The sequence below is a fragment of the Flavobacterium sp. OHVDL-2026-0007 genome, assembly GCF_059882335.1.
Map to the genome: position 1 here is coordinate 2,493,342 of NZ_CM187612.1, position 25,459 is coordinate 2,518,800.

Genomic DNA, 25,459 nt, shown 5'->3' on the forward strand with positions numbered 1-25,459 from the left:
CGCATTTATAAACAGCCTTTAAAAACAAAACTTTAAACGCCTATTATGAATTTCTTCAGAATCAAAACAAGCTGGTCTAATGCACAATTTATCATCATAAAACTATGTGTTGCCTCGGGCTATATCCTCATTGGAACCTACTTTCATGACTTTTTCAAAGACTATTACATACCGCTGCTAATTGTCTTTGGCATCACCGCAATTTGGTTTATTTATCTTTGGTCCAAGAAAATGAAAGCAAAAAGATGGCGCTAGTTTAAAATTGGCTTTGACACCATTTTGTTCTTTAATAACTTCTCAAACAAGACTATCTTTGCATTCAAAAAACACTGCATGCATCAACATTTCATTCTTTTTAAACCTTATGGTTACCTAAGCCAATTCATCTATGAATTAAAAAGAAAAAAAAAGCTTTTAGGAGAACTGTATGACTTCCCAACTGGAACAATGGCTATCGGCCGATTAGATGAAGATTCAGAAGGATTACTATTGCTTACTACAGACGGAAAAGTCAGTGAACAAATAAGAAGTAAAAAAGTAGACAAAGAATATTATGTACAAGTAGACGGTCTGATCACCCCAGAAGCCATTACAGCTTTGCAAAAAGGGGTTGAAATAGGTTTTGACGGTGGAAAATACATGACCCGACCTTGCACTGCTTTTATCGTGACGGAACTCCCTGATTTTGGACCTAGAGCAAAAAAAATTAGAGACGAGCGCCATGGTCCTACTTCCTGGGCTTCCATAACAGTCAACGAAGGAAAGTTTCGCCAAGTTCGAAAAATGACCGCTGCTGTAGGCTTTCCTACTTTAAGACTGGTTCGTGTTCGTATAGGAAATGTATATTTGCAAAACTTAAAAGCGGGAGATGTTATAGAAGTACCCGATTTTAAAGTAGAAAATGAGTCCATTTGAGTCGTATATAACTCCTGTTGATTGTTTCCTGTTTTTTCACTCTTTAATAAATAAAAAATGCTAAACGTTGTTCTTGTTGAACCCGAAATACCAAATAATACTGGAAATATTGGACGCTTATGCGTGGGTACTGAAAGTAGATTACATTTAATTCATCCGTTTGGTTTTGTCATCAATGACAAAAACCTGAAACGTTCTGGTTTGGATTACTGGGTACATCTGGATGTTACCGAATATCAAAGTGTAAAAGAATGGATGCAACAAATTCCAGATCCATCGCGTGTATTTCTGATGAGTTCTCATGCTGAAAAATCCTATTTAGAAACTGATTTTCAAGATGGCGACTGGTTGGTTTTTGGCAAAGAAAGTGTTGGTCTCAGCCCAGAAGTTTTAGCGCTTTTTGAGCATCATTTAACCATTCCAATGTCTGGACTTATTCGAAGCTTCAATATCGCCAATTCTGTAGCTTTTGTTCTTGGAGAAGCCAAAAGACAGATTGGGTTAAAAAAATAAGCCCTCGGCTTTCTTTAGTCTTAGGTAATTACAAACTTTCCTTTTTCAGCATCAAAGGTAATATGCTCATCTTTAAACAAAGTGGCAAAACTTCCTTTTGAAATTAAATTACAAGGTTGGTCTTGCACCACTAAATCAGGAGTCATAATAATCATTTGATCACTCAATTGAATGGCCAAATCAATATCATGGGTCGAAAACAATATACACTTTTGAGTTTCTTGGGTGAGTTTTTTAAGCAATTTGAATAACGAAACCTTATGCAACAAATCAAGATGTGTTGTAGGTTCATCTAATATAATCAGAGGCGTATCCTGTGCTAATGCTCGTGCAATTAATACTTTCTGCAATTGTCCATCGCTAATTTGGTAATGCTTTTTTTTGGCCAAATGTTCGATTTGAGTCAATTGCATGGCTTCCTCCACTTTGGCGATATCTAATGGAGACAACGTACCGATCCAATTGGTGTACGGCTGTCGCCCTAAGGACACTAACTCAAAAACAGAGAGATTACTCACTGGTAATTTTTCGGTTAAGACCAGACTTAAGTTTTGAGCCAGTTCTACAGCTTTATAACTATCAATTGATTTATCATTGAGCAAAACACTTCCCTTTAAGGCTGGCTGAATACCAGTAATGGTACGCAACAAAGTTGATTTCCCTATACCATTGGCACCAATTAAAGCTACTAATTGACCTGAGTTGAAATTTAAATTCAAGCCCTCAGCAATAGGCACAGTTCCTTTCTTGGAGGTATAGCCAATACTTAAATTCGAAGTTTTTAAAATAGTATTCATTTTCTAAAGGTGCTAAATTACTGGAAATTCCTTTTTCGCATTAACAGCCAAACCACCACTGGGGCTCCAATTATAGAAGTAATAGCATTAATAGGTAAGGTCGTATCCAATCCTGGTAATTGTGAGGCAACATCACAAAACAACATGATGATCCCTCCATAAAGGAAAGTACTCCAATACAATACCGCATGGTTACTGGTCTGAAAAGTCAGCTTAGCAATATGAGGCACTGCCAAACCAATAAAAGCTATTGGTCCTGCAAAAGCAGTTATGCTTCCCGCTAGTATACTGGTAGCAAAAATGATCACCAATCGCGCTTTTTTGAAATTCAACCCCATACTCTTGGCATAATTCTCTCCTAAAAGCAAGGCATTTAATGGCTTAATACTACTGGCACTTAATAGCAATCCAATACCTACACAAACAGCCAAAACTATGATGGAATTCCAAGATAGATTACCTAAACTTCCCAAGGACCAAAACGTAAATTTTTGCAATTGCTCTGCAGAGCTAAAATAAGTCAAAACCCCCACTATAGCACTGGTGAAACTTCCAAACATTAGTCCAACAATTAGAATGGCCATGGTATTGCGCAGTCGCTGGGCCACTAACAAAACCAACAATAAAACCGAAGTACTGCCTAAGGTAGAGGCCAGCACAAGTCCGTAGGGTGACAATAAAATAGAATTTAAAAATGGCGGCAATAATCCGGCACCCAATATCACCACGGCTACGGCTAATATAGCGCCCGAACTTAATCCTAAAACATCAGGACCTGCCAGTGGATTCCTAAACAAGGTCTGCATCAATAAACCACTTACGGATAATCCTACTCCCACCAAAACTGCTGTAATGGCTTTGGGTAATCGGTAATTAATGATAATGTATTCCCAGGTAGATTTACTAGCCTGTCCTCCTGTTATACTGGTATACACCTCCTTAAACGGAATGGTGACTGATCCCAAGCTAATGTTCAAAAAAAACATGAACACTAAAGTCAAAGCCAGTACCACAAACAGTATGCTATTTCGCTTTTGATTTACCAATTGATCTTAGTTTAGTTTAGAAGCAAAAGTAAATTCATAACTCGGCAATACCTCAGGATGAAAAATCTTGATATAATCCTTTAAGACTAAATCGGGTCTACTCGGTGCCAGTTCATAATACATAGTTCCTCCTGTAGCGCCTGTTTTTCCTTCGAAAGTATAGACGTTTTTTGATTGAAAAGCATCAAACTGACTGTAATGAGGGTTAGTGTTGGTTACCTCCTTTAAGGATTTAAAAGAACCAGAAGCAATCCAAAATTGAGCTCCTTTGGCCTTGTCTAATACTTTCTCAAAGGACAAGCCTTCACTTCCTGTACCTTTTAAATCAGCCCATAAATAATGAGCATGTGCATCTTTCATGAATTGGGCCACCCAACTATTCCCTTTGGCTACATACCAAATATCTTGATACATCGAACCGTATAAAACACTTTTACTCGATGGTTTATCCGCTACTAATTTTTTAGCTTGATTGTAACTCAATACAATTTTATCAAATAACTCCTTTGCTTTTTCTTCTTTACCAAATAAAGCGCCGTAGAGCTTAATCCATTCGGCTTTTCCCAATGGAGATTGCTCCATCCAATCAGCCATAATAAAAACATTTAGTCCACTTTTTTTCAGATTATCCAACATTGGATTGTTATTGTCTACGCCGAAGGTAACGATCAAATCAGGTGACAATTCAATCAATTGCTCAATGTTTAATTTCTCATTTTGTCCCACGTTTTTAACCGCCCCTTTATCGATTAAAGCTCTGGTTTTTTCTGATGAAATATAATCTGTATGTGGAAAACCAACCAGTTTTGTTTCGACATCCAGCATTTCTAAAAAGGGAATACTTGTCGTGGAAGTCACCACCACCGATTCCAAAGGAACCTGTATGGTCGTATACGTTTGCAGGCTATCGGGGATTTTTACGCCTTTTTCTTTTAAAACATAAGTGAAGTTTTTATTTGCATCTGGCCAAGGCTCAATAACAGTTACCACCGAATATCCTTCATGTTTCACAATGGAAAGCCCCGAAGCATATTCGATACCATTCTTAGTATTCTCAGTTTGAAGTGTTGGAGTAGAATCCTTTTTTTTACATCCAATTAGGACAAAAAAAGGCAGAATAAAAATTAATTTAGAGAAAAAATGTTTCATGGTTTAGGTTTTCGATCCGCGCAAAGGTAACGCAATTTCTATTTTTTTTGTTCACTTTTAATCTTGCAAAATTAAACAAATTGTATCTTTACCTCATGAATACCACAAAAACAAAAGTCTGTTCAAGTTGCCAATCTTCGTTTGGCTGTGGCGATATTTCTGCTGAAAGCAAATGTTGGTGCAATGATTTTCCACCTATTTTTAATCTCTCAACAGCTTCAGATTGTCTTTGTCCCGTTTGTTTTAAAGAAGCTTGCTCGGATAAAATTGACGCTTATATTGAAACGCTTACCCCAAAAAAAGCACTACAGAATAAAGCCATATCTTTACCGAAAACCGAAAAGCTAATAGAAGATATTGACTATTATATAGAGAACGGCAACTATGTTTTTAAAGCTTGGTTTCATTTAAAAAGAGGAAGTTGTTGTGGAAACAACTGCAGACATTGTCCCTATAAATAGTGCTATAGTTAACGGAAGCACCAAAGGACCAATACATCAAAACTTATAATTCATACTTAAAAAAATGATATACTTAATTACTGGAGGCGAACGATCAGGAAAAAGCGGTTATGCCCAGAACTTAGCCTTGGAACTTTCCCCTAACCCCATGTATGTGGCTACGGCTAGAAAATGGGATGACGATTTCCAGAACAGAATAGACAGACACCAACAAGATCGTGACGAGCGTTGGACCAACATTGAAAAAGAAAAACACTTAAGTGAAATTGATTTTTCTGGAAAAGTGGCTTTGATCGACTGTGTAACACTTTGGTTAACCAACTTTTTTGTAGACACTAAAAATGATGTAAGCTTAAGTTTAGAACAAGCTAAGAACGAATTTCTTCAGATGGCCAATCAAAAAGATGCCACACTGATTATCGTGACCAATGAAATTGGAATGGGGGTACATGCCGATACACACATTGGTCGAAAATTCACAGAATTACAAGGTTGGATGAATCAGTTCCTAGGATCAAAAGCAGATGAAGTAGTCTTAATGGTTTCTGGTATACCCGTGAAGATAAAAGGATCAAATTCCAAATTTTAAATTAAAGAAATTGTAACTTTAAGACCTTATGAGCTATTTAGATGATATTTTAAAATCACGACGTGATACCCGACATTTTACCACAGACCAGGTTCCTGATGAAGTGATTCAAAAAGCACTACAGGCAGGACATTGGGCACCTAGTGTTGGGCTGACTGATGCTACAAAATATTATATCATAAAAGCCCCTGAAGTCAAAAGCGCTATTAAAAACTTATTTTTAGATTACCATAACAAAGCAGCATCTCTGACCGACAACCCACAGCAAAAAGAGCAGTATCAATCGCTAAAACTAGAAGCCATTGAAGAAGCCCCAATTGGACTTATTATCGCCTATGACCGCTCTGTCTTGAACCAATTTACCATTGGAACAGTCGGCAGTAATGAAGCGGTAAAATTCAGTTCGGTTTGTGCGGCACAGAATATCTGGCTATCCCTTACCGAGCAAGGTTACGGCATGGGTTGGGTTTCGATTTTAAATTATTATGAGTTTAAAAAAATAATTGATTTACCGGACAACATAGAGCCCTTGGGCTATTTTTGTATTGGAAAACCAGCGACCAATTACGACAATCAGCCTATGTTGCAACAATTGCGTTGGAAACAAAAATCAGCAATCCCGGATTGTACCGAAATCACAAAAATTAAAACAAACACCACCCTAGAACCGACCATAACTAGTGGCTCAACAGCACAGAACCATACGGGTTTTGCTCAACTTTTACAGGAAAAAATAGATTCCAAAACCAAACCTATTGGTGCTTTAGGTACTTTAGAATCCTTAGCTTTTCAGATTGCAACAGTCTTTGAAACTTTAAATCCTAAAATAAACCAAGCCCATATAGTGGTTTTTGCCGCAGATCATGGCATTGCCAATCACGGCGTTAGTGCTTATCCACAAGATGTGACGCGCCAGATGGTGAACAACTTCCTAGAGGGTGGCGCCGCAATAAATGTCTTTTGTGCTCAGCACAACATCCAATTATCCATAGTAGATGCAGGAGTCAATTATGATTTCCCTACCAACACCAAACTCATCAATGCTAAAATTGCCAAAGGAACTCAATCCTTTTTGCATATTCCAGCCATGAGCGAAACCGAATTACAATTGTGTTTTGAAAAAGGAAAATCCATAGTAGAGCAGATCGCTAAAACGGGTTCCAACTGTATTGGTTTTGGAGAAATGGGAATCGGAAATACTTCAACAGCCTCTGTTTTAATGAGTCTTTTAACCGCTATCCCTCTTGGTGATTGTATTGGAAAAGGTACGGGAGTAGCCGATCAAAAATTACTTCAAAAACACGACTTACTCCATAAAGCTATTGAGAATTACGCTGGAAAAGCCGAATTAATGGAACAACTAGCCTATTTTGGTGGATTCGAAATCATACAAATGGCCGCCGGTATGTTAGCGGCTTTTGATCAAAAAATGCTTATTTTAGTAGATGGTTTTATTTGCAGTGTCGCTTTCCTAATTGCCTCTAAGATCAATCCGAATCTTAGTCAAAATGCTGTTTTTTGTCATTGTTCTGCCGAAAAAGCACATCAAAAACTACTCGATTACCTACAAGCAAAACCCCTATTGCATTTGGACTTACGCTTGGGAGAAGGAACTGGCTGCGCTGTGGCTTTTCCTCTTTTAAAATCAGCTGAACTTTTCTTAAATGAAATGGCTAGTTTTGAAAGTGCAGGCGTTAGTCGCAAATAAAAATGCTTTACTATCACAAAATACCTTCTTAATACCTTCTTAAATGAAAAAAGAACTCCATATCTTCTTTACCTCTTTAATGTTTTACACCAGAATACCCTGTCCCAAAAACATTGACCACCATCCGGATTATTTAAATAAAGCCACACGCTATTTCCCATTGATTGGGTGGATTGTTGGCATCATCTCTTTTATAGCCTTCTATCTCAGCTCACTATTCCTTTCTACTGAAACTGCTGTTATTATAGCCCTGATCATTTCTGTACTGACAACTGGCGCTTTTCATGAAGACGGTTTTGCTGATGTATGTGATGGTTTTGGCGGTGGTTGGACCAAAGAAAAGATTTTGATCATTATGAAAGATAGTGCCATTGGTGCTTATGGTGCAATTGGTCTGGTTTTATTGTTCTTACTCAAATTCAACGTACTTTCCCAGTCCATTTCTCTTTTCAAAACCAATGAAGCTATTTCAATGCTTCAGGTCCTGCTCTTGTTCGTTTCTGCTCATGCTTTGAGCCGTTTAGCAGCCATTTCTATTATTTTTACACATGAATATTCACGAGATGATGCCACGAGTAAAAGCAAACCGATTGCCAAAAATCACAGTTGGAAAGAAATTTTGGGTTCGTATTTCTTTGGATTAGTCCCCCTCTTTGGACTTGCTTACTTTGACTCTAAAATCCTTTTGGCTTTACTTCCCGTTTTTATCACCCGTTATTTTCTGTCACGCTATTTTCAAAAATGGATTGATGGTTATACTGGAGATTGTTTGGGTGCAACACAACAAGTTTGCGAAGTTATTTATTATCTAAGCCTTCTTTTTATATGGAAATTTATTTAGTTCGTCATACCGAAACCATTTGCGAAAAAGGCATTTGTTACGGACAGTCGGATGTCGACTTGGCCCTGCCTATCGAAGCAGTTTTCGACACTATCGTTTCGCAATTACCCTCAGAAGCCCACATCGTTTCGAGCCCCTTAAAACGTTGTGTCACTTTGGCCAAGCACTTACAACAGCAACTAAACACTCTCTCTTATGAGCAGGACAAACGCTTGATGGAAATGCATTTTGGTGATTGGGAAATGAAAAATTGGAATATTATTCCAGCTGAGCAACTCAATCCTTGGATGGAGGATTTTGTCCACATCCGAGCTTCAAATGGAGAATCTTTTACAGATTTACATCAGCGAACCGAATCCTTTTTAGCTGATCTAGTGGCCAAAAAAACGACCCAACCCGTCATTATGGTCACCCATGCTGGTGTGATAAGAAGTATATTATGTCATCATACAGCATTGCCTCTAAAAGAGGCCTTTCAGAATAAGGTAGACTTTGGTCAAGTCTTTAGAATAGCCCTCTAAGCGTAGTTTTGTTTACAATTTTCGCAAAAAGATAGAACAAATTTGATAATTCCATAATTTTAACTTTATCTTTGCAAAAAAATTAAGGTTGCGTTTTTATTAAAAAATGCATTAAAAGGGAATCAAGTACCGTTATCCACTTCAATGGGGATCATCACAATCTTGAGCTGTACCCGCAACTGTAAGCTTAGTTCTGAAAAGAATGTTTGTTGTTAACTACAAAACCACTGCTCGCCTTGTCGAGTGGGAAGGTAAACAACAAAACGCAAGCCAGGAGACCTGCCTTTATAACCAATATCGAGCTCTCGGGAAAAAGAGTGTAGAAATTATGACTTTAAAAAAACGCTTTGCTTTCTGCCTACTGTTGTTGTGCCAAATTATTGGCGCACAAAATGATTCTATTACTAAACTTAAGGAAGTTATAGTCTCGGACAACAATCTTAAAAATTTCTCCAATACACAATCGATACAACGTTTAAACGATTCGATCCTGAACAAAAACCAGTCTTCGCTAACCTCTCTTTTAAATTACAATACCGTAATCTATTTTAAAGAAAATGGTCTGGGAATGACTTCATCACCTTCTTTTAGAGGAACTACCTCACAACAAACTGTAGTGGTATGGAATGGGATCAACATCAACTCTCAACTTTTAGGACAAACTGATTTTAATACGATTTCCACTAGAGGCTTTACGTCCATTGATGTAAAAGCCGGCGGCGGAAGTGTTGTTTACGGAAGCGGAGCCATTGGCGGAACCATCCATTTGAATAATGATTTGAAATTCAGCAATACTTTTAAAAACGATTTTCAGATCTATTATGGTGATTTCAATACCCTAAGCGTCCTTTATGGTATTACGGCCGCTACAAAAAAGTGGAGTTTTGACGCTAGCTTTACTAGAAACAGCTCCGATAATGACTTTAAATTTGTAGGTCAGCAGGCACGCAACAAAAATGGACAATACCACAACAATACACTCGATGTCGCTATTGGCTATAAATTAAACAGTAAAAACACGCTTAAATTTTATAGCGAAATCTACGATGGTGAACGTCACTTTTCACTAACATCACCCAATGCAACCAAAACCAAATACCAAGACTATAATACTAGAAATTTATTAAGTTGGAGTAGTTCCTTTAGCAAGTTCGAGTCTAATTTAAGACTGGCTTATATCTCCGAACACTACAATTATTTTGAAGACATCGATCTTGAGGGCTTTACTTCTGGTGGCGTAAAAAGCTTTATCGGAAAGTATGATCTTGATTACACCATCTCCTCAACCATGAAAATCAGCACTATTTTAGATTACACTAAAAATGATGGGATTGGCGATGGCATTGGCAGCAGCAATCGTCAAGTAGGTGGCGCAAGTCTTCTATGGAAACACAACCTGACCACAAAATGGAATTACGAACTCAGTGCTCGCAAAGAAGTTTCAGATGTGTATAAAAGCCCTGTTCTCTTTTCTGTTGGCTCTCGATACAATTTTTCAGATTTCTATCAGCTCAAATTCAATTTCTCGCGCAATTACAGAGTACCTACATTTAACGATTTGTACTGGATAGGAAGCGGAAATCCCAACTTAAAACCTGAGAGTTCCTTCCAAGGGGAAATCGGAAACGAATTTAACTATAAAGATTTTAGACTTACCGTTACAGCCTACGGAATGAAAATCAAAGACATGATTCGCTGGTTACCTAATAACTCCGGTAACTGGTCTCCTGTGAACACAGACAAAGTAACGATTTATGGCGCCGAAGCCCTTTTGGGTTGGAAAAAATCATTCCACAAACACACTTTTGATTTTAGTGGAACTTATGCCTACACAGTCTCATTGGATGATCAAACCAACAAACAGCTGTTCTATGTGCCGTATCACAAACTCACTGGTTCATTATCTCATCAATACAAAAAACTGTCTACCTATTATCAGGTAATGTTTACGGGAGAAATTTTTACCACATCGGACAATAATCCAAAAGACATACTCGATGCCTACAATGTTTCCAATATAGGGGTGGACTATAATTTCAGCAAAAAAAACACCTTCAAAGTAGGCGTAAAAGTAGCCAATCTTTGGAACGAAAAATATGAAGCGCTCCCTAGTCGTTATATGCCTGGGCGAAACTTAACTCTTTACTTAAACCTTAACTATTAAAACATGAAATTAAAAAATCTTTATTTAGGACTTATTGCTGCTGCATTTTTGTTCACCTCTTGTAGCAACGATGATGATAGCAAAAACGACGTTCCATTAGGAGCCTATGACAATGGTGTATTTATTTTAAATGAAGGAAATTTTGGAACACCTAACGCTTCTGTATCTTATCTTTCAAATGATTTGGTTACTTTTCAAAATGATATTTTCAGTGTTGTAAACACACCAGCTGTACTAGGTGATGTAGCACAGTCAATGAGTTTCAGTGATGACAAAGCATTTATCGTTGTGAACGCTTCCAACGAAGTAGAAGTAGTAAATCGTTACACTTTAAAAAGCCTTGGTACCATCACTGAAAACCTTAAAAACCCACGCTACAGTGTCGTTTTAAATGACAAATTGTATGTAACTAATGCTGTTTCTAAGGCCGTAACGGTTTACGACACTAAAACTTATGCTTACATAGCCACCATCGCGGTAAATAAAACATCTGAAAAAATTGTAACGGCTAATGGAAAACTTTATGTAGCCAACGCAGCTTACGGAAGTGGAAGTACCGTTACGGTAATCGATCCTGCAACCAACACGGTTACTAAAACCATCACACTTGAAAATGGGATCAACTCTATTGAAGCAAAAAATGGTTTCGTTTATGTATTATCTGGAACCGATACTAAAAGCGCTATTTCTAAAATCAACACCACTACTGACACAGCAACCTCTATAGGATCAACGGCTGTAAAAAAAGCGATAAACATGGATATTGATGGAGACAAAATCTACTACACACAAGCAACTGAAGTGTATGCAATTGATTTAAATGCCACTACTTTTTCTGACAAAGCTTTGCTTTCAGTTAAAGACAGCAGCTGGTCTACTTTCTATGGCTTTGGTGTAATAGATGGTAAAATATACTCTGCAGATGCTAATGGCTTTACTGCAGACGGAACTGTTACAGTATATTCATCAACTGGAACATTACTAAAAACATTAACCGTTGGCAAAGGACCAAATGGTTTTTACTCTAATAACAACTAGAATACGTTTTTGGATTTTTACCTAAAAAGGGGCTTTCATTGAAAGCCCCTTTTTTTATCTTATTTTAATGCTTTTAAAAGTCCTTCAGGAGCCTCTTCAATATACATTTGATTTCTGATACCACCCATGGCTTTTGAATCTGTAAAAGCCTTTAATGCCACTCCTTTATCTACCTGTACTTGTTTAGCCGTGGCACCTGTGATTTTGGAAATAGTCAGACTCAACAAGGGCTCCAACTGATCTCCTAAAACCCCCATATTACTCACTTTTTCTGCTTGCTCGTAAGTTGGTTTTAAACCATCAGTATACTCACCAAAACCGGCCGAATTTACGATTTTCAAAACTAGTGGTTGCATCGCATATTTATGATTTGGATTTCTTCCTTTTTTTCCAAAAGTAGGAGAATCATATAAAGTAACAGAACCCACATTTTTACCAACAGTAGTCTCACCAATTTGAACCACGGTGATATAGGGCGCTAAACCATTGATGACTAATTCACTCGCGGAAGCCGTACCGCTAGTGGTAATAATATATACTTTAGACAATTTTAGACTGTTGATCGCAGCACCGTTCAATTTATCTACAAACCTATTATTTAATGCTTCTGCATCTTCACTCTCATAAAAAGCATTGATTTTATCATTCCATTTTTCTTTAGCAAAGATTTCTCCTGTGAACTGTCCAGTAATCATACTAGCTAAACGAGTTGAGGACTGTATCGAACCCCCTCCGTTGTATCTAAGATCTAATACTAAATCCGTAATCCCTTGCCCTTGCAATTGAAGAAATGCTGCATTTAGTTGCGTATCATAGTTGGCATAAAATCCGTTATACATCAAATAGCCAATTTTATGACCTCCCGTAGAAATTACCGTATTAATTAAAATAGGATTTTCCTCTAAAGTTGTTTTCACTAAAGAAACCGTTTTTCCATTAGATTCGATCGAAGTCCCATTATAAACAGCCATGTTTAAACTATAACTATCTGCTGCCAAAAGCCCTTGATAGTTGGATACCGTCAATGGCGTACCGTTTACCCCGGTAAAAAGATCTCCTCTTTTAATATCTTTAGTTGACGCATCTGAATTGGGAATAATATAACGCACATAACCCACCAATTCTGTAGTGCTTCCAGGTTTATAACTCAATTTAAAATCAACCCCATCATTTTTAGTACTTCCTTGAAGTTCTCCTTCTAATACACTATAATCATCCACTATCCAACTAAAACGATCAATGGCTTGTCCCTTTGGAAATTTACTGATCGGTTTATTCAATAGGTTTTGAAATAAATCTTCTGGTGTGGAATAACCTCTTAAAAAAGAATTCAATTCTTCCTGACTGCTAAAGCGATCATCGGCTAAATTAGGTACATCCGCTTGCCATAAATAAAATTGATTCAATCCCTTCCAGACAAAATCATTTACCTGCAAACTTACCGGATAAGCAACATCATCCTGATCCTCACAAGATTGCAAAGAGAAAGCAAGTAAAAATAATAAGAGTACACTCTTTAATATTGTTTTCATATAGGGGTATCTATGTAGTACTAACGTAAAAATAGTATCTTTAGTTTTAACAATACTAAATTAACGTATTTTTTTTTATTACAAAAAAGGATACTTGATGTAACAAATGAAATACTATCTCGTCTAGACTATATAAGCTAACGAATAACCAACCGATTTTATGAATCAGAATCTGTTTATAGAGTTAACAAACCCTTTTAAGGACAAAGTTTTTCGTCTGGCAAAACGATTACTCACTAGTACTGAAGAGGCTGAAGATGCAACTCAGGAAGTAATGGTCAAGTTATGGAATAAAAAAGAAAACTTGGAAGCCTATAGTAGTGTAGAGGCACTAGCGATGACCATGACCAAAAATTATTGTCTGGATCAATTAAAATCGAAAAGAGCAGGAAATCTTAAAATTGTACATAATAATTTTACAGATCGTGAACCGCAGTTAGATAAAAAATTGGAAGATATCGATAGCTTACAATGGGTGGAAAAAATTATCCGTGGGTTGCCTGAGCAATTACAAATACTAATTCAATTACGCGATGTTGAACAATATGAGTTTGATGAAATTGCAAAAATTGTCAACATGAATGAAACCGCTATTCGAGTAGCGCTTTCGAGAGCAAGAAAAAAAATACGAGAATCAATGCTTAATACGCACCGTTATGGAATTAAATAGAATAGAAGAAATACTAGAAAAATACTTTGAGGGAGAAACCACTATTGCTGAAGAAAAGGAATTGAAAGACTACTTCTCTTCTCCACATGTTGCGCAGCATTTGGAGCAATACCAGCCACTTTTCGGCTATTTCTCACAGGTAAAAGAGCAAAAATCAACGCAAGAAATTCCACTACAAACTAAGAAACGTAATGTAGCGTGGTTATCAATTGCCGCTTCTTTTGTTGTTTTACTAGGAGTTGGGACCTATTTTTATGTGAGCCAACCAAACACTACTGCGGTGGCGACGCAATCTGAATTAGGCACCTATGACAATCCCGAAGAAGCCCTTGCTGCAACGCAAAAAGCCTTAGCACTGTTATCAAACAATGTTAATGTAGGCATCGGAAGTGTCCAATACATTAAAACATACGAACAATCAAAAAACAAAATTTTCAAACAATAATAAATTAAAACAAAAATGAAAAACTTCATCATAACACTCGTTTTCGCATTCGTTACTCATGCTTTTTACGCACAAGGCGCCTTTGACAAATTTGATGGTCAAGACGATGTAACCTCTGTAATTGTAAACAAAAAAATGTTCGATTTAATGAGCAAAGTAAAAGTTGACGCCACTGACAAGGAGACCCAACAATACATCAATCTGATTAAAAAATTGGACTATTTAAAAGTGTTTACCACTAAGAACCCTAAAATCGAAGCCGATATGAAAGCGTCTGCTGACAAATACATCAAAACAGCCGGTTTAGAAGAACTAATGCGTGTAAGCGACAGTGGGAGAAATGTAAAAATATTAGTAAAATCAGGCGCTACGGACTCACAAGTAAGAGAACTCCTGATGTTTATTGACGGTGCTAAAAACCAAGAATCGGTTTTGTTATCACTAACTGGTAATTTTGATTTGAACGAAATATCAATCCTTACCGACAAGATGCAACTTCCTGGCGGTGCTGATCTGAAAAAAGCATCTAAAGGTAAAAAATAACCCAACAAACATGAAAGCAAGCATTCTTACCTCAGCCCTTTTCCTATTACTTACTTTTACAAGTTGTAATTCGGAACCTTCCTTGCAAAAATATTTTGTAGAGAACACAGAGAATAAAGATTTCATTGCACTGGATCTTTCTCCAAGTATTTTAAACTTAGAGAAGACTAAATTGACGGCAGTACAAACCGAAGCTTTACACTCATTCGACAAAATGAATATTCTTGCCTTTAAAGCAAACAATCAAAACAAAGCACAATTTGAAACGGAAAGAGCTAAAGTTACCGCGATTTTAAAAGATCCGAAATACCAGCAATTAATGAAGTTTGGTTCAGGTAAAGAAGGAGCTTCCATCAGTTATGTCGGATCTGACGACAACATCAAAGAGTTTATCATTTTTGCTAATCGAAAAGAAAATGGATTTGCCGTTGTTCGTGTTTTAGGAGAGAACATGAATCCGAATAACATCATGACCCTTATGTCTATTTTAAAAGAATCAAAAATAGACATGGAACAATTGAAACCTTTGCAACAATTGATGAAACAATAACAAACATCTTACTTACTTTACAACGAAAGAAGCTCTTTAATTAGAGCTTTTTTTTATGCCCAACCTTTTTAATCTACAAAAAAGAAAAAATAAGATATTTCGCTATATTTGAGAAACAAAAAACCGATGTCTCAAAAATTTTTCATATTTACTTTTTTATTTTTCTCCCTCATTTCGAAATCTCAAAACTTAATAAAAATAGCCGATAGCATCAGGATTAAACATAGTATTCCTGAAATAGCATACGCTATTGTATCGAAAGACATCATTCTTGAATCGCAGGTTTTAGGATTCCATAAAATCAATTCTAAAAAAAAGATTGATAAAGCACAAAATACAGATTACTTTCATTTAGGATCAAACACAAAAGCAATTACTGGCTTTATAGCTGCTACTCTTGTAGAACAAAAAAAGCTAAACTGGAATACTTCATTTTTCAATTTATTTCCCAAATGGAAAAAAACCGCCAATAAAGATTTTATCAATATTACTTTGGAAGATTTATTATCACACAGAGCCCATATTCCAGCATATACTAGTGGCGAGAAATATCAAAAACTACCCAACTTCAAAGGATCAGCACCTGAAAAAAGAAGGCAATTTTGCGAATATGTTTTAAAAAACGAATCCATAAATAACACCGAAGCTTACCATTACTCTAATGCAGGTTACAGCATTGCGGCTCTAATGTTAGAAAAAGCAACCGGAAAAACTTGGGAACTATTAGTAGATGAACTTTTATCAAAAAAATTAAAACTAAAATACAAATTGAGTTGGCCGAATCGATACGAGTTAAATCAGCCGTGGGGACATTGGATTGAAAATAAAAATTTAGTAGCGGTGCCTCCAACAAACCCTTACCATCTATTTCTAGCTGAGCCAGCAGGAGACATTAGTATGCCGATAGCGGACTATGCAAAATTTGTTCAGATGAACTTAAATGGTTTGTTAAGAATTGATCATTATCTTACACCCGAAACATATCGCTTTCTACACTATGGAAAACCCGAATATGCAATAGGGTGGGCAAATACAAACTCTGACAAAGTACAAACATCTGAACATACTGGATCCGATGGTACCTTTTTCAGTTATACGTTAATTGATAAAAACAAAAAAACTGCCTACATCATTTTAATGAATTGCGCCACAGAGGCTGCACAAAAAGGCCTTTACGATTTCATGGAGATCATGAGAACTAAATACTAATACACACCACATTAATCCCTCCTCTTTAACCTCCAAATAGCCAAAGATTAGACTACCCTAATATTCACTCACATCAACATTGATAAGAATTGAATTTAATTATATTTACAGCCAATAAAAACAACTGCTGCAAATTCAAAACATACTACTTAACAAATCACAACAATCCAAAAACAATACGCATTGAAAAAAGCATTAAAACTCACCCTTAAAATATTCCTAGTCCTTTTTGGTTCTATATTTCTTTATGCCATAGTTGCTTTTTCACTCTCTAAGATAACCATAGAACAAGAAGCCCATACAAAACCCGAAGTCGGAATTTATATTTTGACCAATGGTGTGCACACCGACATTGTTATGCCCACAAAAAACGATCAAATAGATTGGAGCAAACAGGTCCCATTCAAAGATACTAAAGCAGCTGATTCTACCTACCGCTATGTAGCGATGGGCTGGGGCGACAAAGGTTTTTATTTAGAAACTCCACAGTGGTCTGATATAAAAGCATCAGTGGCCCTAAGAGCTGTAACTGGTTTAAGCACTACAGCTATTCACACCACCTATTACAAAAACCTAAGAGAAGGTAAGGATTGCAAAAAAATAATGATTAGTAGAGCGCAATATGCTCGTTTAATAAAATTCATTAGCGAAAGCTTTCAAAAAGACACCCAAGGGAACTTCATAAACATCATAACCAATGAAAATTACGGCAAGACAGACGCTTTTTATGAGGCCAACGGAAGTTACAGTGTGTTTCGTACTTGCAACACTTGGGCCAATAGCGCTTTAAAAGCCAGTGGTCAAAAATGTTGTTATTGGACTGCTTTAGATTCCGGTATTTTTTCGAAGTACCTCTAAATCAAAAACCAAATACAATCGGTTCATTTCAAAACAATACCTCCGATCTAAAATTAAACTAAACGCAAAAAAAAACTCCAAAAGAAAATTTCTTTTGGAGTTTTTACTATAATCGAATCTGAGTTTTATTTACTCAAATACATTTTTCTTCTAGAGTACAATTCATAGAATTGATCGTCTTTTAAGTCATCAATGAACAAGATACTTTCTCCTGTAGATTTCATTTCTGGTCCTAATGCTTTATTGACATTGTGGAACTTACTGAAAGAGAAAACGGGTTGTTTGATGGCAAATCCTTTTAATTGAGGATTAAAATCAAAATCAGTTACTTTACTATGTCCTAACATTACTTTAGTAGCGTAGTTCACATAAGGTTCTCCGTATGCTTTTGCAATAAACGGTACTGTTCTAGATGCTCTAGGATTAGCCTCGATAATATAAACTGTATCGTCTTTTATGGCAAACTGAATGTTGATCAAACCAACCGTTTTTAAAGCTTTAGCAATTTTTACCGTGTGATCTTTGATCTGTTGCATTACAAATTCTCCTAAGTTAAAAGGAGGCAAAGTAGCATTACTATCTCCAGAGTGTACTCCACAAGGTTCGATATGCTCCATAATTCCGATGATGTAAACATTACCATCAGCATCACAAATAGCATCCGCTTCCGCTTCTATTGCTCCAGCTAAATAATGATCTAAAAGCAATTTATTACCTGGAATCGTTTTCAATAAATTGATTACGTGCTCTTCCAATTCTTTTTTATTGATTACAATTTTCATTCCTTGACCTCCTAATACATAAGAAGGACGAATCAATAAAGGAAAATCCAAAGTATCTGCAAGTGCAGAAGCTTCATCTGCTGTTTCAGCAATTCCGAATTGTGGGAAAGGAATATTCAATTCTGTCAATAAATCAGAGAATCTTCCTCTGTCTTCTGCTAAATCAAGTGCATCAAAACTAGTTCCAATGATTTTCACTCCGTATTTAGACAGTTTTTCCGCTAACTTCAAAGCTGTTTGTCCACCTAACTGAACGATAACACCTTCTGGTTTTTCATGCTGAATGATATCGTAAATATGCTCCCAGAAAACTGGCTCAAAGTATAATTTATCTGCTGTATCAAAGTCAGTTGAAACCGTTTCAGGATTACAGTTAATCATGATCGTTTCGTATCCACACTCTTTTGCCGCTAAAACTCCATGCACACAAGAATAATCAAACTCGATTCCTTGTCCAATTCTGTTTGGTCCAGAACCTAAAACAATCACTTTCTTTTTGTCGGTAACAATGCTTTCGTTATCAACATAACGCTCGCCATTTGCTTTTTCAATTTCCGCTTCGAAAGTAGAGTAGTAGTAAGGTGTTTTTGCTTTAAATTCCGCCGCACAAGTATCAACCAATTTAAACACACGGTTAATATTCTTATCCATACGCAAAGCATGCACTTCACTCTCTAAACAATTCAGCATATGAGCGATCTGTCTGTCGGCAAAACCTTTTTGTTTGGCTTCAAGCAACAACTCCTTTGGAAGGTCTGTAATTTTATAGTTAGAAATTTCTTTCTCTAATGTATACAGTTCTTCGTATTGTTTCAAGAACCACATATCAATTTTTGTGATTTCATGAATACGGCTTAATGGAATTCCCATCGCAATCGCATCATAAATAACAAAAACACGATCCCAACTTGCAAAAGTTAGCTTCTCGATAATTTGCTCGTAGTTTTTATATCCTTTTCCGTCAGCACCTAAACCGTTACGTTTAATCTCTAAAGACTGAGTCGCTTTGTGTAAAGCTTCTTGGAACGAACGTCCAATTCCCATTACCTCACCTACAGACTTCATTTGTAAACCTAAAGTTCTATCAGCACCTTCGAACTTATCAAAGTTCCAACGTGGTATTTTTACAATTACATAATCCAAAGTTGGTTCAAAAAGAGCCGAAGTTGATTTTGTAATTTGATTTTGCAATTCATCTAAATTGTATCCTAAAGCTAATTTAGAAGCAATTTTAGCAATTGGGTAACCCGTTGCTTTTGAAGCTAAAGCCGATGAACGAGAAACACGAGGGTTAATCTCAATGGCTACGATATCTTCTTTTTCATCTGGAGAAACCGCAAATTGAACGTTACAACCTCCAGCAAAATTTCCGATACTACGCATCATCAAGATCGCGTAATCACGTAATTTTTGGAAAGTAGTATCTGATAAGGTCATCGCTGGTGCAACCGTAATCGAATCTCCTGTATGAATTCCCATTGGATCCATGTTTTCGATCGAACAAATAATAACAACGTTATCATTTTTATCTCTCAAAAGCTCCAATTCGTATTCTTTCCAACCCATCAAAGCTTTATCAATTAAAACTTCATGTATTGGAGAAGCTTCAAGACCGCGCGTTAACAGTTCATCAAAATCTTCTTTTTTGTACACAATTGCCGCTCCAGTTCCTCCAAGGGTAAACGAAGGACGAATTACAAGTGGAAAACCAAACTCCTGTGCAATCTCTTTTCCTTCTAAATAGGAAGTAGCTGTTTTAGCAGGTGCAGTTGGTACATTAATTTTTTCTAAAAGCTGTTTAAACTGCTCTCTATCTTCGGTAATATTAATAGCATTTACATCAACACCAATTAATTTTACTCCAAAATCCTGCCAAATTCCTTTTTCATCCGCTTCCAAACATAAATTCAAAGCCGTTTGTCCACCCATTGTAGGTAAAACAGCGTCGATTTGTGGATGTTCTTTCAGAATTTCAATAATCGATTTTGTAGTTAAAGGTTTCAAATATACATGATCGGCCATAGTTGGGTCGGTCATAATAGTCGCTGGATTGGAGTTTATCAAGATAACTTCAATTCCTTCTTCACGGATAGAACGTGCAGATTGAGAACCTGCATAATCAAATTCGCAAGCTTGACCAATAACAATAGGTCCTGAACCTATTATTAAAACGGATTTTATTGATGTGTCTTTTGGCATTTTATTTGTATTGTGTAGTTATTATATGGTATTCGTAAAAAAAACATCCGTAGTTGATTCTAAACTAGAATGTTGGCAAGATTTTAATGACAAGGTATAAAAAAAGGCGATACTAAAAAAAGTAACGCCTTATTTATGTTTATACAAACATTATTTTTTGTGTCTAGGTTCGCTAGAAACAGTTAATTTATGTCTTCCTTTAGCTCTTCTACGCGCTAGAACTTTTCTTCCATTCGCAGAAGCCATTCTGTCCATAAATCCGTGCTTATTTCTTCTTTTTCTTTTCGATGGTTGAAATGTTCTTTTGCTCATTGCTTTGTATCTTTAAAATGGTATCTAATATCTGTTTTTGTTTTGGAATAACGTTATTCTCAAACCGAGTGCAAATATACAAAGACTTTTTTTTCTCGCAAGCAGTTTTATAAAAATATTTTTAATTCCTTTTACTATCTTTGCATTTACAAATTTAAACCTATTATGTTTCACAAAAATATTAAACTTATTTTAGCCGGACTTCTCGTAGTCGCAGGCGTTTGGCAATTTACAGAGAGTAATATTGGGAATGGTATTTTTCTTATCTTATTAACTGCAATTCCTATTTTTCTTTACTTTAAAAATGAATTTATCCTGTTAGCGTTCTTAAAATTAAGAAAACAAGACTTCGAAGGCGCTAAAAAATGGCTAGCATACATCAAAAATCCCGAAACGGCTCTAGTAAAGAAACAACAAGGATACTTCAATTATTTACACGGTATCATGTTATCACAAACAAATATCAATCAAGCAGAGAAACATTTCAAAAAAGCGATTGAATTAGGTCTGTCTATGGATATGGACTTAGCAGTAGCTAAATTAAACCTTGCTGGAGTGGCAATGTCACGCAGAAGAAAACTTGAAGCGACCAATTTATTGAGCGAAGCTAAGAAATTAGACAAACAAGGTATGCTAAAAGATCAAATCAGCATGATGAAAGAGCAAATGAAGAAAATCTAAATTTTTTCTTACATTCAATATTTAAAATCCCAAATTCAAATGAGTTTGGGATTTTTTTTTGCCATTGTCCACTCGTTTGCTTTTCCAACTAAGCTTTCTGCCCATCCTAGTCTTCTAATAGTATTGAAGGCAAATTCTCATTGAGCCATTTGTATTTATTGAGAATCATAATATGAGTCCCTCCTTTTACTACAATACAGTTCTTGATATACTTTATAGGAAAAACCTCATCCTGATCTCCATGAACATGAATCACCTTTTCATCGACCTCTACCCTATCCCACAAAATCACTGCTTCAACAGCCCATTGCAGATAGCGAATGTCACGCATGGCCAGGTATTTCTCATACAAGCGAATACGTTTGTTTATTTTTTCTCCAAATGAAAACTTCGCCAGATTCTCCACACTCAAAATAAGCTTCATCGGAATGAGCTTGTAAGCCTTTGTTGTCTTACCAATCTTCATTCTTCTAGGGAATTCAACATTACTTCTAACACTCGAAATAATAACCACTTTTCGGGCTTGGATATGTCTTGCCATTTCCTGAACCAAAATTCCACCAAAAGAAACACCAATCAAAATCGGATTCTGATGTTTAATCTTTTGGGTCATTCGAAGGGCATAATCAGACAACAACTCCTTGGCTAATGGAATTTCCCATTCCAACAAAACCACTTCAAAAATAGACTCATCTAATTTGATTCTCTCGAAAATGGTTGAACTCGCGGCCAAACCAGGCATAAAATAAACAGGAATTCTCGTCATTCTTTGAAAAGGGATTATGAATTACAACTTCTAATTTCAAGTCTAAATTTACTTTTTTTACTAATATCTACAGCAAATCTCATACCTTATCTTAAACAAATATCAAAAACACACAAAACAAGCTATTCGCTTATTCTAATTCCCTCTTGAAAAATTAACTTATTATTGAAAATCAAATGATTACCTTTGTAGTGAAGCGATAGACATTTCGTAATCTGTTATGACATTTCATATAGAGCAAACCCTTTTGCTATCCTTTTCTATTACATTAAATCAAACCCAAAACACGCTTACTTATGGAACCTATCGCAACTATGGAAATCAAAGACAATACTTTTGCAAGACAATTTGAAACCATGGCCCCTGAAGGACTACTTTCTATTGAATACTCCTTTCAAGAAAAGAAAATTTTTCTAACCAAAATCAACACGCCAGATGCTTTTCAAAACGACGCTTTAATTGATGTATTACTTAAAAATATCATGGAAATCATTCTGGAAAGAAAATTCAAATTAATGCCCATCTCCCCGAGAATTGCTTTATTTATCAAAAAGAATCCAGAATACAAGGAACTACTTCCTCCTGGAATTAGAATTTAAATCCTTTTACAGCACTGAAATCCATCAAAGCGATCGATTATTCTCTTCTTACATAAAACAAAAAAAGAAACTACAGCCTACACTGAAACTGAATAAGGAATAAATTATCATCATAATTTGATGAATCGGGAATACTCCTATCGTAGCGATCAATCTCAAATCCTAATGAGATACGACCTGTATAGGCTTTTCCAAATTCAAAACTGGCCATTGGTGTATAGGTTTGCCTCACATTGGAGTCCACCTTATAACTATGATCAAAAGATTCATAACGGCAGGATAATTCAAAAGAAGTTAATTTTTTATAATTGACCATATACCTTAAATTAGGCATAATGTAATAACCCCTCATTTGATAATCAACAACATTTGGGGTTCTTGCTTCCACAGGCAAAGAAAAATACAAATTATGATTGGTCCCTTGCTTGTATTCCACTTGAAGATCAAAACTAAGCTGCTCGGATACTTTAAAATCCCCTGTAACATCAATACCTAAAGCAAAAACATCTTGATTAAAAACTTTGCCCAGCCCTCCATTGAGCCCTAAATTGATTTTATGCTCTTTTGACAATCCTAAAACCCATCTAGTAGCATATAACTTCCCATTGTCTTTATCCTTATCTATATTTCTCCCATTACCATTTAAAACAGAGAAAGCATAACCTAAAGGCAATCTTCCAATATCAACGGATCCAGTCACAGAAGCACCAATTTGAAAACTGGTCCAACCATTTTTTCCAAATTCATAATATTGATTAGAGAAATCAAATGACTTAATAACATCAGCAGGAATCAATTCTTCAATACCAAAAGCAGGACGAAATTGTCCACCGGTAACCGCTAGATATTTATTAAAGGTATATTTCGCATAGGCGTTTTCAAGGACTTTATTCTTAGGGTCTGATTTAAAATCCGCCAGGTTAACCAAAATAACCACTTCAGTCTCTTTACTTAGTTTCGTATTAAGTCCAACGCGCATCCTTCTCACATCAAAAGAAGTCTGAGTCACTTCACCCGAGGAATGATGCACGCCTAATACATCAACTTGATCCGCAAAGCTTCCTAAAAACCGTGCCTGAAAAAGTCCTTTAAATTGAAAATTTGGATATGCAACTTCCGTTTCCTTTTGTTTCGCTACCGCATTAATGGTATCAACTGTTGTTTGGGCCTTTAAAAAAAAAGGTACCCATAAAAACAAAAACGCCATTGCATTAAGACTTAATTTCCTCATAAACTTCTAAAATAAAAAAATTAAGCCTGTATAAGGCCGCGTTCAAAAACCCATACTTAACCTCTACCTCTTGCTTCTGGTCTTGGGGTAGCTGGTCTTGCTGCTGGACGAGTTGTAGCCGGTCTTGTAACGGGAGCAGCGGGACGGGTAGCTGGAGTAGTTGGACGAGTTACAGCAGGGCGGGTAGCCGGAGTGGTTGGACGCGTTACAGCAGGGCGGGTAGCTGGAGTGGTTGGACGCGTAGTCCCTCCAGGTCTAGTAGTTGGATCTGTAGGACGTGTTACTGGACGTGTAGTTCCTCCCGGTCTGGTGGTCGGATCTGTGGGACGCGTTACAGGACGTGTAGTTCCTCCAGGTCTTGTTGTTCCTGGTCGAGTTGACGGACTTGTTGGACGGGTTCCTGGTCTTGTGGTAGACGGCCTAGTTGGTCTTGTTGCTGTTACCGGTGCTGGTCTTTTATAATCCCTACCGTTGTATACCTTGTTATAGCGTCCGTTATCGCGATTAACCCTAACCGTAGCAGAGCTATTTCTTCTAGTAGAATATGTATTATAATACCTAGGATAACGTATAGAAGAAGATCTTCTATAATATCTATTATTATAATAATGCCCGTGATAACCCCAATAATCATGGTAGTAAACAGGACGCCAAGGTCTCCAGTAAGGAGGGTAATAGCCCCAATGCCAAGGAGAGCGATATACGACATAAACAGGCGAAAATAAATACAGCACTACTGGCCAAACACTTACACTTGCACTTACATAATTTTGATCATAACCCGTATTATAGTTATTGGTTGTATTATTATTGACAATTACGGTACCCCCTCCAGTATAACCCGGATTAGGTGTTCCCGAAACCGAATCAGAAGGCTCTACAATATAATTTTTACCGTATAAATCTTCATCCCCAATAATCTGAACATGTACATTATTTTTTTTGTCTTTACCTACCTCAATAACTGCTACATCCTGCGTCTCTGTACTACTCACATCAACTTGAAGCACAATAAAATGAGTATTACCATCTTTTTGACTATCTATATCTATATAATCTATTTCTCCATCATTATTTAAATCCAAATTATTAATCTTACTATCGGCATCATTTAATACTTTTTCAAAATCTTCCAAAGTTTTAGATTTTTGAAAAATATCCAATACGGCATATAAATTAAGATTATCTCCTGGCAAGCCTAAGGCTACAGGTTCATTATCCGTTTGAGAAAACACAGGAAAACCGTACAAAGTGGTCATCACTATAGCTAAAAACAAGATTCTTTTTTTCATAATAACACATCGTTTATTCATAAACATGATACTAAGATATAAAAAAAC

27 protein-coding genes and 1 riboswitch are annotated in these 25,459 nt (G+C 36.4%); of the genes, 18 read left to right on the forward strand and 9 right to left on the reverse strand.

The window, feature by feature from the left end; genetic code table 11:
• Positions 1 to 45: 45 nt before the first annotated feature.
• The 3 genes from AC51AA_RS09835 to AC51AA_RS09845 all read left to right on the forward strand — a co-directional run bounded on the left by AC51AA_RS09835 (position 46) and on the right by AC51AA_RS09845 (position 1,428).
• The gene (locus tag AC51AA_RS09835; RefSeq protein WP_500701932.1) at positions 46 to 255 is read left to right on the forward strand and encodes a hypothetical protein; all 210 of its coding nucleotides are present in this window, start codon (positions 46 to 48) and stop codon (positions 253 to 255) included.
• Positions 256 to 333: 78 nt separating this feature from the next.
• Positions 334 to 915, forward strand: a complete 582-nt coding sequence (locus AC51AA_RS09840; RefSeq protein WP_500701933.1) for a pseudouridine synthase — start codon at positions 334 to 336, stop codon at positions 913 to 915.
• A 57-nt stretch (positions 916 to 972) separates the two neighbouring features.
• Complete coding sequence (locus AC51AA_RS09845; RefSeq protein ID WP_500701934.1) at positions 973 to 1,428, forward strand: tRNA (cytidine(34)-2'-O)-methyltransferase; 456 nt, start codon at positions 973 to 975, stop codon at positions 1,426 to 1,428.
• A 20-nt stretch (positions 1,429 to 1,448) separates the two neighbouring features.
• On the opposite strand, the gene AC51AA_RS09850 is transcribed toward AC51AA_RS09845, so the two are convergent.
• The 3 genes from AC51AA_RS09850 to AC51AA_RS09860 are packed head-to-tail and all read right to left on the reverse strand — an operon-like array spanning position 1,449 to position 4,420.
• Positions 1,449 to 2,225, reverse strand: coding sequence for an ABC transporter ATP-binding protein (locus AC51AA_RS09850; RefSeq protein WP_500701935.1), 777 nt, complete (start codon positions 2,223 to 2,225; stop codon positions 1,449 to 1,451).
• 17 nt (positions 2,226 to 2,242) lie between these two features.
• On the reverse strand, positions 2,243 to 3,271 hold the full coding sequence (locus tag AC51AA_RS09855) for an iron chelate uptake ABC transporter family permease subunit (protein ID WP_500701936.1): 1,029 nt from the start codon (positions 3,269 to 3,271) through the stop codon (positions 2,243 to 2,245).
• Positions 3,272 to 3,277: 6 nt separating this feature from the next.
• The gene (locus tag AC51AA_RS09860; protein WP_500701937.1) at positions 3,278 to 4,420 is read right to left on the reverse strand and encodes an ABC transporter substrate-binding protein; all 1,143 of its coding nucleotides are present in this window, start codon (positions 4,418 to 4,420) and stop codon (positions 3,278 to 3,280) included.
• Positions 4,421 to 4,515: 95 nt separating this feature from the next.
• Here AC51AA_RS09860 and AC51AA_RS09865 point away from each other — a divergent pair, with 95 nt between their 5' ends.
• From AC51AA_RS09865 to AC51AA_RS09895, 7 genes are all read left to right on the forward strand, one after another.
• Positions 4,516 to 4,881 carry a C1orf53 family protein gene (locus tag AC51AA_RS09865; protein WP_500701938.1) on the forward strand — a complete coding sequence of 122 codons (366 nt, stop codon included), beginning with the start codon at positions 4,516 to 4,518 and terminating at the stop codon, positions 4,879 to 4,881.
• A 64-nt stretch (positions 4,882 to 4,945) separates the two neighbouring features.
• The gene (gene cobU / locus AC51AA_RS09870; protein WP_500701939.1) at positions 4,946 to 5,470 is read left to right on the forward strand and encodes a bifunctional adenosylcobinamide kinase/adenosylcobinamide-phosphate guanylyltransferase; all 525 of its coding nucleotides are present in this window, start codon (positions 4,946 to 4,948) and stop codon (positions 5,468 to 5,470) included.
• Positions 5,471 to 5,498: 28 nt separating this feature from the next.
• On the forward strand, positions 5,499 to 7,178 hold the full coding sequence (cobT, locus tag AC51AA_RS09875; RefSeq protein ID WP_500701940.1) for a nicotinate-nucleotide--dimethylbenzimidazole phosphoribosyltransferase: 1,680 nt from the start codon (positions 5,499 to 5,501) through the stop codon (positions 7,176 to 7,178).
• A 43-nt stretch (positions 7,179 to 7,221) separates the two neighbouring features.
• Positions 7,222 to 8,019, forward strand: coding sequence for an adenosylcobinamide-GDP ribazoletransferase (locus tag AC51AA_RS09880; RefSeq protein WP_500701941.1), 798 nt, complete (start codon positions 7,222 to 7,224; stop codon positions 8,017 to 8,019).
• A complete protein-coding gene (gene cobC / locus AC51AA_RS09885; protein WP_500701942.1) occupies positions 8,004 to 8,540 on the forward strand; it encodes an alpha-ribazole phosphatase in 537 nt (178 codons plus the stop codon). The genes AC51AA_RS09880 and cobC overlap by 16 nt, the downstream gene beginning before the upstream one ends.
• A 68-nt stretch (positions 8,541 to 8,608) precedes the next feature.
• Positions 8,609 to 8,841: riboswitch (cobalamin riboswitch) on the forward strand.
• 27 nt (positions 8,842 to 8,868) lie between these two features.
• Positions 8,869 to 10,704 carry a TonB-dependent receptor plug domain-containing protein gene (locus AC51AA_RS09890; RefSeq protein ID WP_500701943.1) on the forward strand — a complete coding sequence of 612 codons (1,836 nt, stop codon included), beginning with the start codon at positions 8,869 to 8,871 and terminating at the stop codon, positions 10,702 to 10,704.
• Positions 10,705 to 10,707: 3 nt separating this feature from the next.
• A complete protein-coding gene (locus AC51AA_RS09895) occupies positions 10,708 to 11,742 on the forward strand; it encodes a YncE family protein (RefSeq protein WP_500701944.1) in 1,035 nt (344 codons plus the stop codon).
• A 59-nt stretch (positions 11,743 to 11,801) separates the two neighbouring features.
• Here AC51AA_RS09895 and AC51AA_RS09900 read toward each other — a convergent pair whose 3' ends face one another.
• Positions 11,802 to 13,274 carry a GFO_1087 family putative carboxy terminal peptidase gene (locus AC51AA_RS09900; protein ID WP_500701945.1) on the reverse strand — a complete coding sequence of 491 codons (1,473 nt, stop codon included), beginning with the start codon at positions 13,272 to 13,274 and terminating at the stop codon, positions 11,802 to 11,804.
• A gap of 160 nt (positions 13,275 to 13,434) precedes the next feature.
• Between AC51AA_RS09900 and AC51AA_RS09905 the strand changes: the two genes are divergently transcribed.
• The 6 genes from AC51AA_RS09905 to AC51AA_RS09930 all read left to right on the forward strand — a co-directional run bounded on the left by AC51AA_RS09905 (position 13,435) and on the right by AC51AA_RS09930 (position 17,549).
• Entirely contained in the window at positions 13,435 to 13,944 is a 510-nt protein-coding gene (locus AC51AA_RS09905; protein ID WP_500701946.1) for a GFO_1088 family ECF-type sigma factor, read from the forward strand.
• The gene (locus AC51AA_RS09910) at positions 13,931 to 14,389 is read left to right on the forward strand and encodes a PG0215 family putative anti-sigma factor (RefSeq protein ID WP_500701947.1); all 459 of its coding nucleotides are present in this window, start codon (positions 13,931 to 13,933) and stop codon (positions 14,387 to 14,389) included. Before AC51AA_RS09905 ends, AC51AA_RS09910 begins: the two co-directional genes overlap by 14 nt.
• A 15-nt stretch (positions 14,390 to 14,404) precedes the next feature.
• A complete protein-coding gene (locus AC51AA_RS09915) occupies positions 14,405 to 14,932 on the forward strand; it encodes a GFO_1090 family protein (protein WP_500701948.1) in 528 nt (175 codons plus the stop codon).
• A 10-nt stretch (positions 14,933 to 14,942) separates the two neighbouring features.
• Entirely contained in the window at positions 14,943 to 15,482 is a 540-nt protein-coding gene (locus tag AC51AA_RS09920; RefSeq protein WP_500701949.1) for a GFO_1091 family lipoprotein, read from the forward strand.
• A 126-nt stretch (positions 15,483 to 15,608) separates the two neighbouring features.
• Positions 15,609 to 16,691 (forward strand): serine hydrolase domain-containing protein, encoded by a 1,083-nt coding sequence (locus AC51AA_RS09925; RefSeq protein WP_500701950.1) that lies wholly within the window; start codon positions 15,609 to 15,611, stop codon positions 16,689 to 16,691.
• Positions 16,692 to 16,874: 183 nt separating this feature from the next.
• Positions 16,875 to 17,549 (forward strand): TIGR02117 family protein, encoded by a 675-nt coding sequence (locus tag AC51AA_RS09930; RefSeq protein WP_500701951.1) that lies wholly within the window; start codon positions 16,875 to 16,877, stop codon positions 17,547 to 17,549.
• Between the two features lie 125 nt (positions 17,550 to 17,674).
• Here AC51AA_RS09930 and carB read toward each other — a convergent pair whose 3' ends face one another.
• Positions 17,675 to 20,530 (reverse strand): carbamoyl-phosphate synthase large subunit, encoded by a 2,856-nt coding sequence (gene carB / locus AC51AA_RS09935; protein WP_500701952.1) that lies wholly within the window; start codon positions 20,528 to 20,530, stop codon positions 17,675 to 17,677.
• Between the two features lie 150 nt (positions 20,531 to 20,680).
• On the reverse strand, positions 20,681 to 20,842 hold the full coding sequence (gene rpmH, locus AC51AA_RS09940; RefSeq protein ID WP_008464848.1) for a 50S ribosomal protein L34: 162 nt from the start codon (positions 20,840 to 20,842) through the stop codon (positions 20,681 to 20,683).
• 165 nt (positions 20,843 to 21,007) lie between these two features.
• Between rpmH and AC51AA_RS09945 the strand changes: the two genes are divergently transcribed.
• The gene (locus AC51AA_RS09945) at positions 21,008 to 21,523 is read left to right on the forward strand and encodes a DUF2892 domain-containing protein (protein ID WP_500701953.1); all 516 of its coding nucleotides are present in this window, start codon (positions 21,008 to 21,010) and stop codon (positions 21,521 to 21,523) included.
• A gap of 106 nt (positions 21,524 to 21,629) precedes the next feature.
• Here AC51AA_RS09945 and AC51AA_RS09950 read toward each other — a convergent pair whose 3' ends face one another.
• A complete protein-coding gene (locus AC51AA_RS09950; RefSeq protein ID WP_500701954.1) occupies positions 21,630 to 22,289 on the reverse strand; it encodes an alpha/beta hydrolase family protein in 660 nt (219 codons plus the stop codon).
• A gap of 296 nt (positions 22,290 to 22,585) precedes the next feature.
• Here AC51AA_RS09950 and AC51AA_RS09955 point away from each other — a divergent pair, with 296 nt between their 5' ends.
• A complete protein-coding gene (locus tag AC51AA_RS09955; RefSeq protein WP_500701955.1) occupies positions 22,586 to 22,888 on the forward strand; it encodes a GNAT family N-acetyltransferase in 303 nt (100 codons plus the stop codon).
• Between the two features lie 70 nt (positions 22,889 to 22,958).
• Here AC51AA_RS09955 and AC51AA_RS09960 read toward each other — a convergent pair whose 3' ends face one another.
• Both AC51AA_RS09960 and AC51AA_RS09965 read right to left on the reverse strand, forming a co-directional pair.
• Positions 22,959 to 24,119 carry a porin gene (locus AC51AA_RS09960; protein ID WP_500701956.1) on the reverse strand — a complete coding sequence of 387 codons (1,161 nt, stop codon included), beginning with the start codon at positions 24,117 to 24,119 and terminating at the stop codon, positions 22,959 to 22,961.
• 56 nt (positions 24,120 to 24,175) lie between these two features.
• A complete protein-coding gene (locus AC51AA_RS09965; protein WP_500701957.1) occupies positions 24,176 to 25,411 on the reverse strand; it encodes a hypothetical protein in 1,236 nt (411 codons plus the stop codon).
• Between the last annotated feature and the right edge of the window lie 48 nt (positions 25,412 to 25,459).

What these genes read in the sequence shown, in the direction of transcription:
- AC51AA_RS09890 (WP_500701943.1), top strand. Translation starts at nt 8,869, where the DNA reads ATGACTTTAAAAAAACGCTTTGCTTTCTGCCTACTGTTGTTGTGCCAA.
- AC51AA_RS09850 (WP_500701935.1), bottom strand. Translation starts at nt 2,225, where the DNA reads ATGAATACTATTTTAAAAACTTCGAATTTAAGTATTGGCTATACCTCC.
- AC51AA_RS09845 (WP_500701934.1), top strand. Translation starts at nt 973, where the DNA reads ATGCTAAACGTTGTTCTTGTTGAACCCGAAATACCAAATAATACTGGA.
- AC51AA_RS09960 (WP_500701956.1), bottom strand. Translation starts at nt 24,119, where the DNA reads ATGAGGAAATTAAGTCTTAATGCAATGGCGTTTTTGTTTTTATGGGTA.
- cobU (WP_500701939.1), top strand. Translation starts at nt 4,946, where the DNA reads ATGATATACTTAATTACTGGAGGCGAACGATCAGGAAAAAGCGGTTAT.
- AC51AA_RS09840 (WP_500701933.1), top strand. Translation starts at nt 334, where the DNA reads ATGCATCAACATTTCATTCTTTTTAAACCTTATGGTTACCTAAGCCAA.
- AC51AA_RS09860 (WP_500701937.1), bottom strand. Translation starts at nt 4,420, where the DNA reads ATGAAACATTTTTTCTCTAAATTAATTTTTATTCTGCCTTTTTTTGTC.
- AC51AA_RS09905 (WP_500701946.1), top strand. Translation starts at nt 13,435, where the DNA reads ATGAATCAGAATCTGTTTATAGAGTTAACAAACCCTTTTAAGGACAAA.
- cobC (WP_500701942.1), top strand. Translation starts at nt 8,004, where the DNA reads ATGGAAATTTATTTAGTTCGTCATACCGAAACCATTTGCGAAAAAGGC.
- AC51AA_RS09880 (WP_500701941.1), top strand. Translation starts at nt 7,222, where the DNA reads ATGAAAAAAGAACTCCATATCTTCTTTACCTCTTTAATGTTTTACACC.
- AC51AA_RS09955 (WP_500701955.1), top strand. Translation starts at nt 22,586, where the DNA reads ATGGAACCTATCGCAACTATGGAAATCAAAGACAATACTTTTGCAAGA.
- AC51AA_RS09945 (WP_500701953.1), top strand. Translation starts at nt 21,008, where the DNA reads ATGTTTCACAAAAATATTAAACTTATTTTAGCCGGACTTCTCGTAGTC.
- AC51AA_RS09950 (WP_500701954.1), bottom strand. Translation starts at nt 22,289, where the DNA reads ATGACGAGAATTCCTGTTTATTTTATGCCTGGTTTGGCCGCGAGTTCA.
- AC51AA_RS09965 (WP_500701957.1), bottom strand. Translation starts at nt 25,411, where the DNA reads ATGAAAAAAAGAATCTTGTTTTTAGCTATAGTGATGACCACTTTGTAC.
- AC51AA_RS09900 (WP_500701945.1), bottom strand. Translation starts at nt 13,274, where the DNA reads ATGAAAACAATATTAAAGAGTGTACTCTTATTATTTTTACTTGCTTTC.
- cobT (WP_500701940.1), top strand. Translation starts at nt 5,499, where the DNA reads ATGAGCTATTTAGATGATATTTTAAAATCACGACGTGATACCCGACAT.
- rpmH (WP_008464848.1), bottom strand. Translation starts at nt 20,842, where the DNA reads ATGAGCAAAAGAACATTTCAACCATCGAAAAGAAAAAGAAGAAATAAG.
- AC51AA_RS09925 (WP_500701950.1), top strand. Translation starts at nt 15,609, where the DNA reads ATGTCTCAAAAATTTTTCATATTTACTTTTTTATTTTTCTCCCTCATT.
- AC51AA_RS09920 (WP_500701949.1), top strand. Translation starts at nt 14,943, where the DNA reads ATGAAAGCAAGCATTCTTACCTCAGCCCTTTTCCTATTACTTACTTTT.
- AC51AA_RS09910 (WP_500701947.1), top strand. Translation starts at nt 13,931, where the DNA reads ATGGAATTAAATAGAATAGAAGAAATACTAGAAAAATACTTTGAGGGA.
- carB (WP_500701952.1), bottom strand. Translation starts at nt 20,530, where the DNA reads ATGCCAAAAGACACATCAATAAAATCCGTTTTAATAATAGGTTCAGGA.
- AC51AA_RS09865 (WP_500701938.1), top strand. Translation starts at nt 4,516, where the DNA reads ATGAATACCACAAAAACAAAAGTCTGTTCAAGTTGCCAATCTTCGTTT.
- AC51AA_RS09895 (WP_500701944.1), top strand. Translation starts at nt 10,708, where the DNA reads ATGAAATTAAAAAATCTTTATTTAGGACTTATTGCTGCTGCATTTTTG.
- AC51AA_RS09835 (WP_500701932.1), top strand. Translation starts at nt 46, where the DNA reads ATGAATTTCTTCAGAATCAAAACAAGCTGGTCTAATGCACAATTTATC.
- AC51AA_RS09915 (WP_500701948.1), top strand. Translation starts at nt 14,405, where the DNA reads ATGAAAAACTTCATCATAACACTCGTTTTCGCATTCGTTACTCATGCT.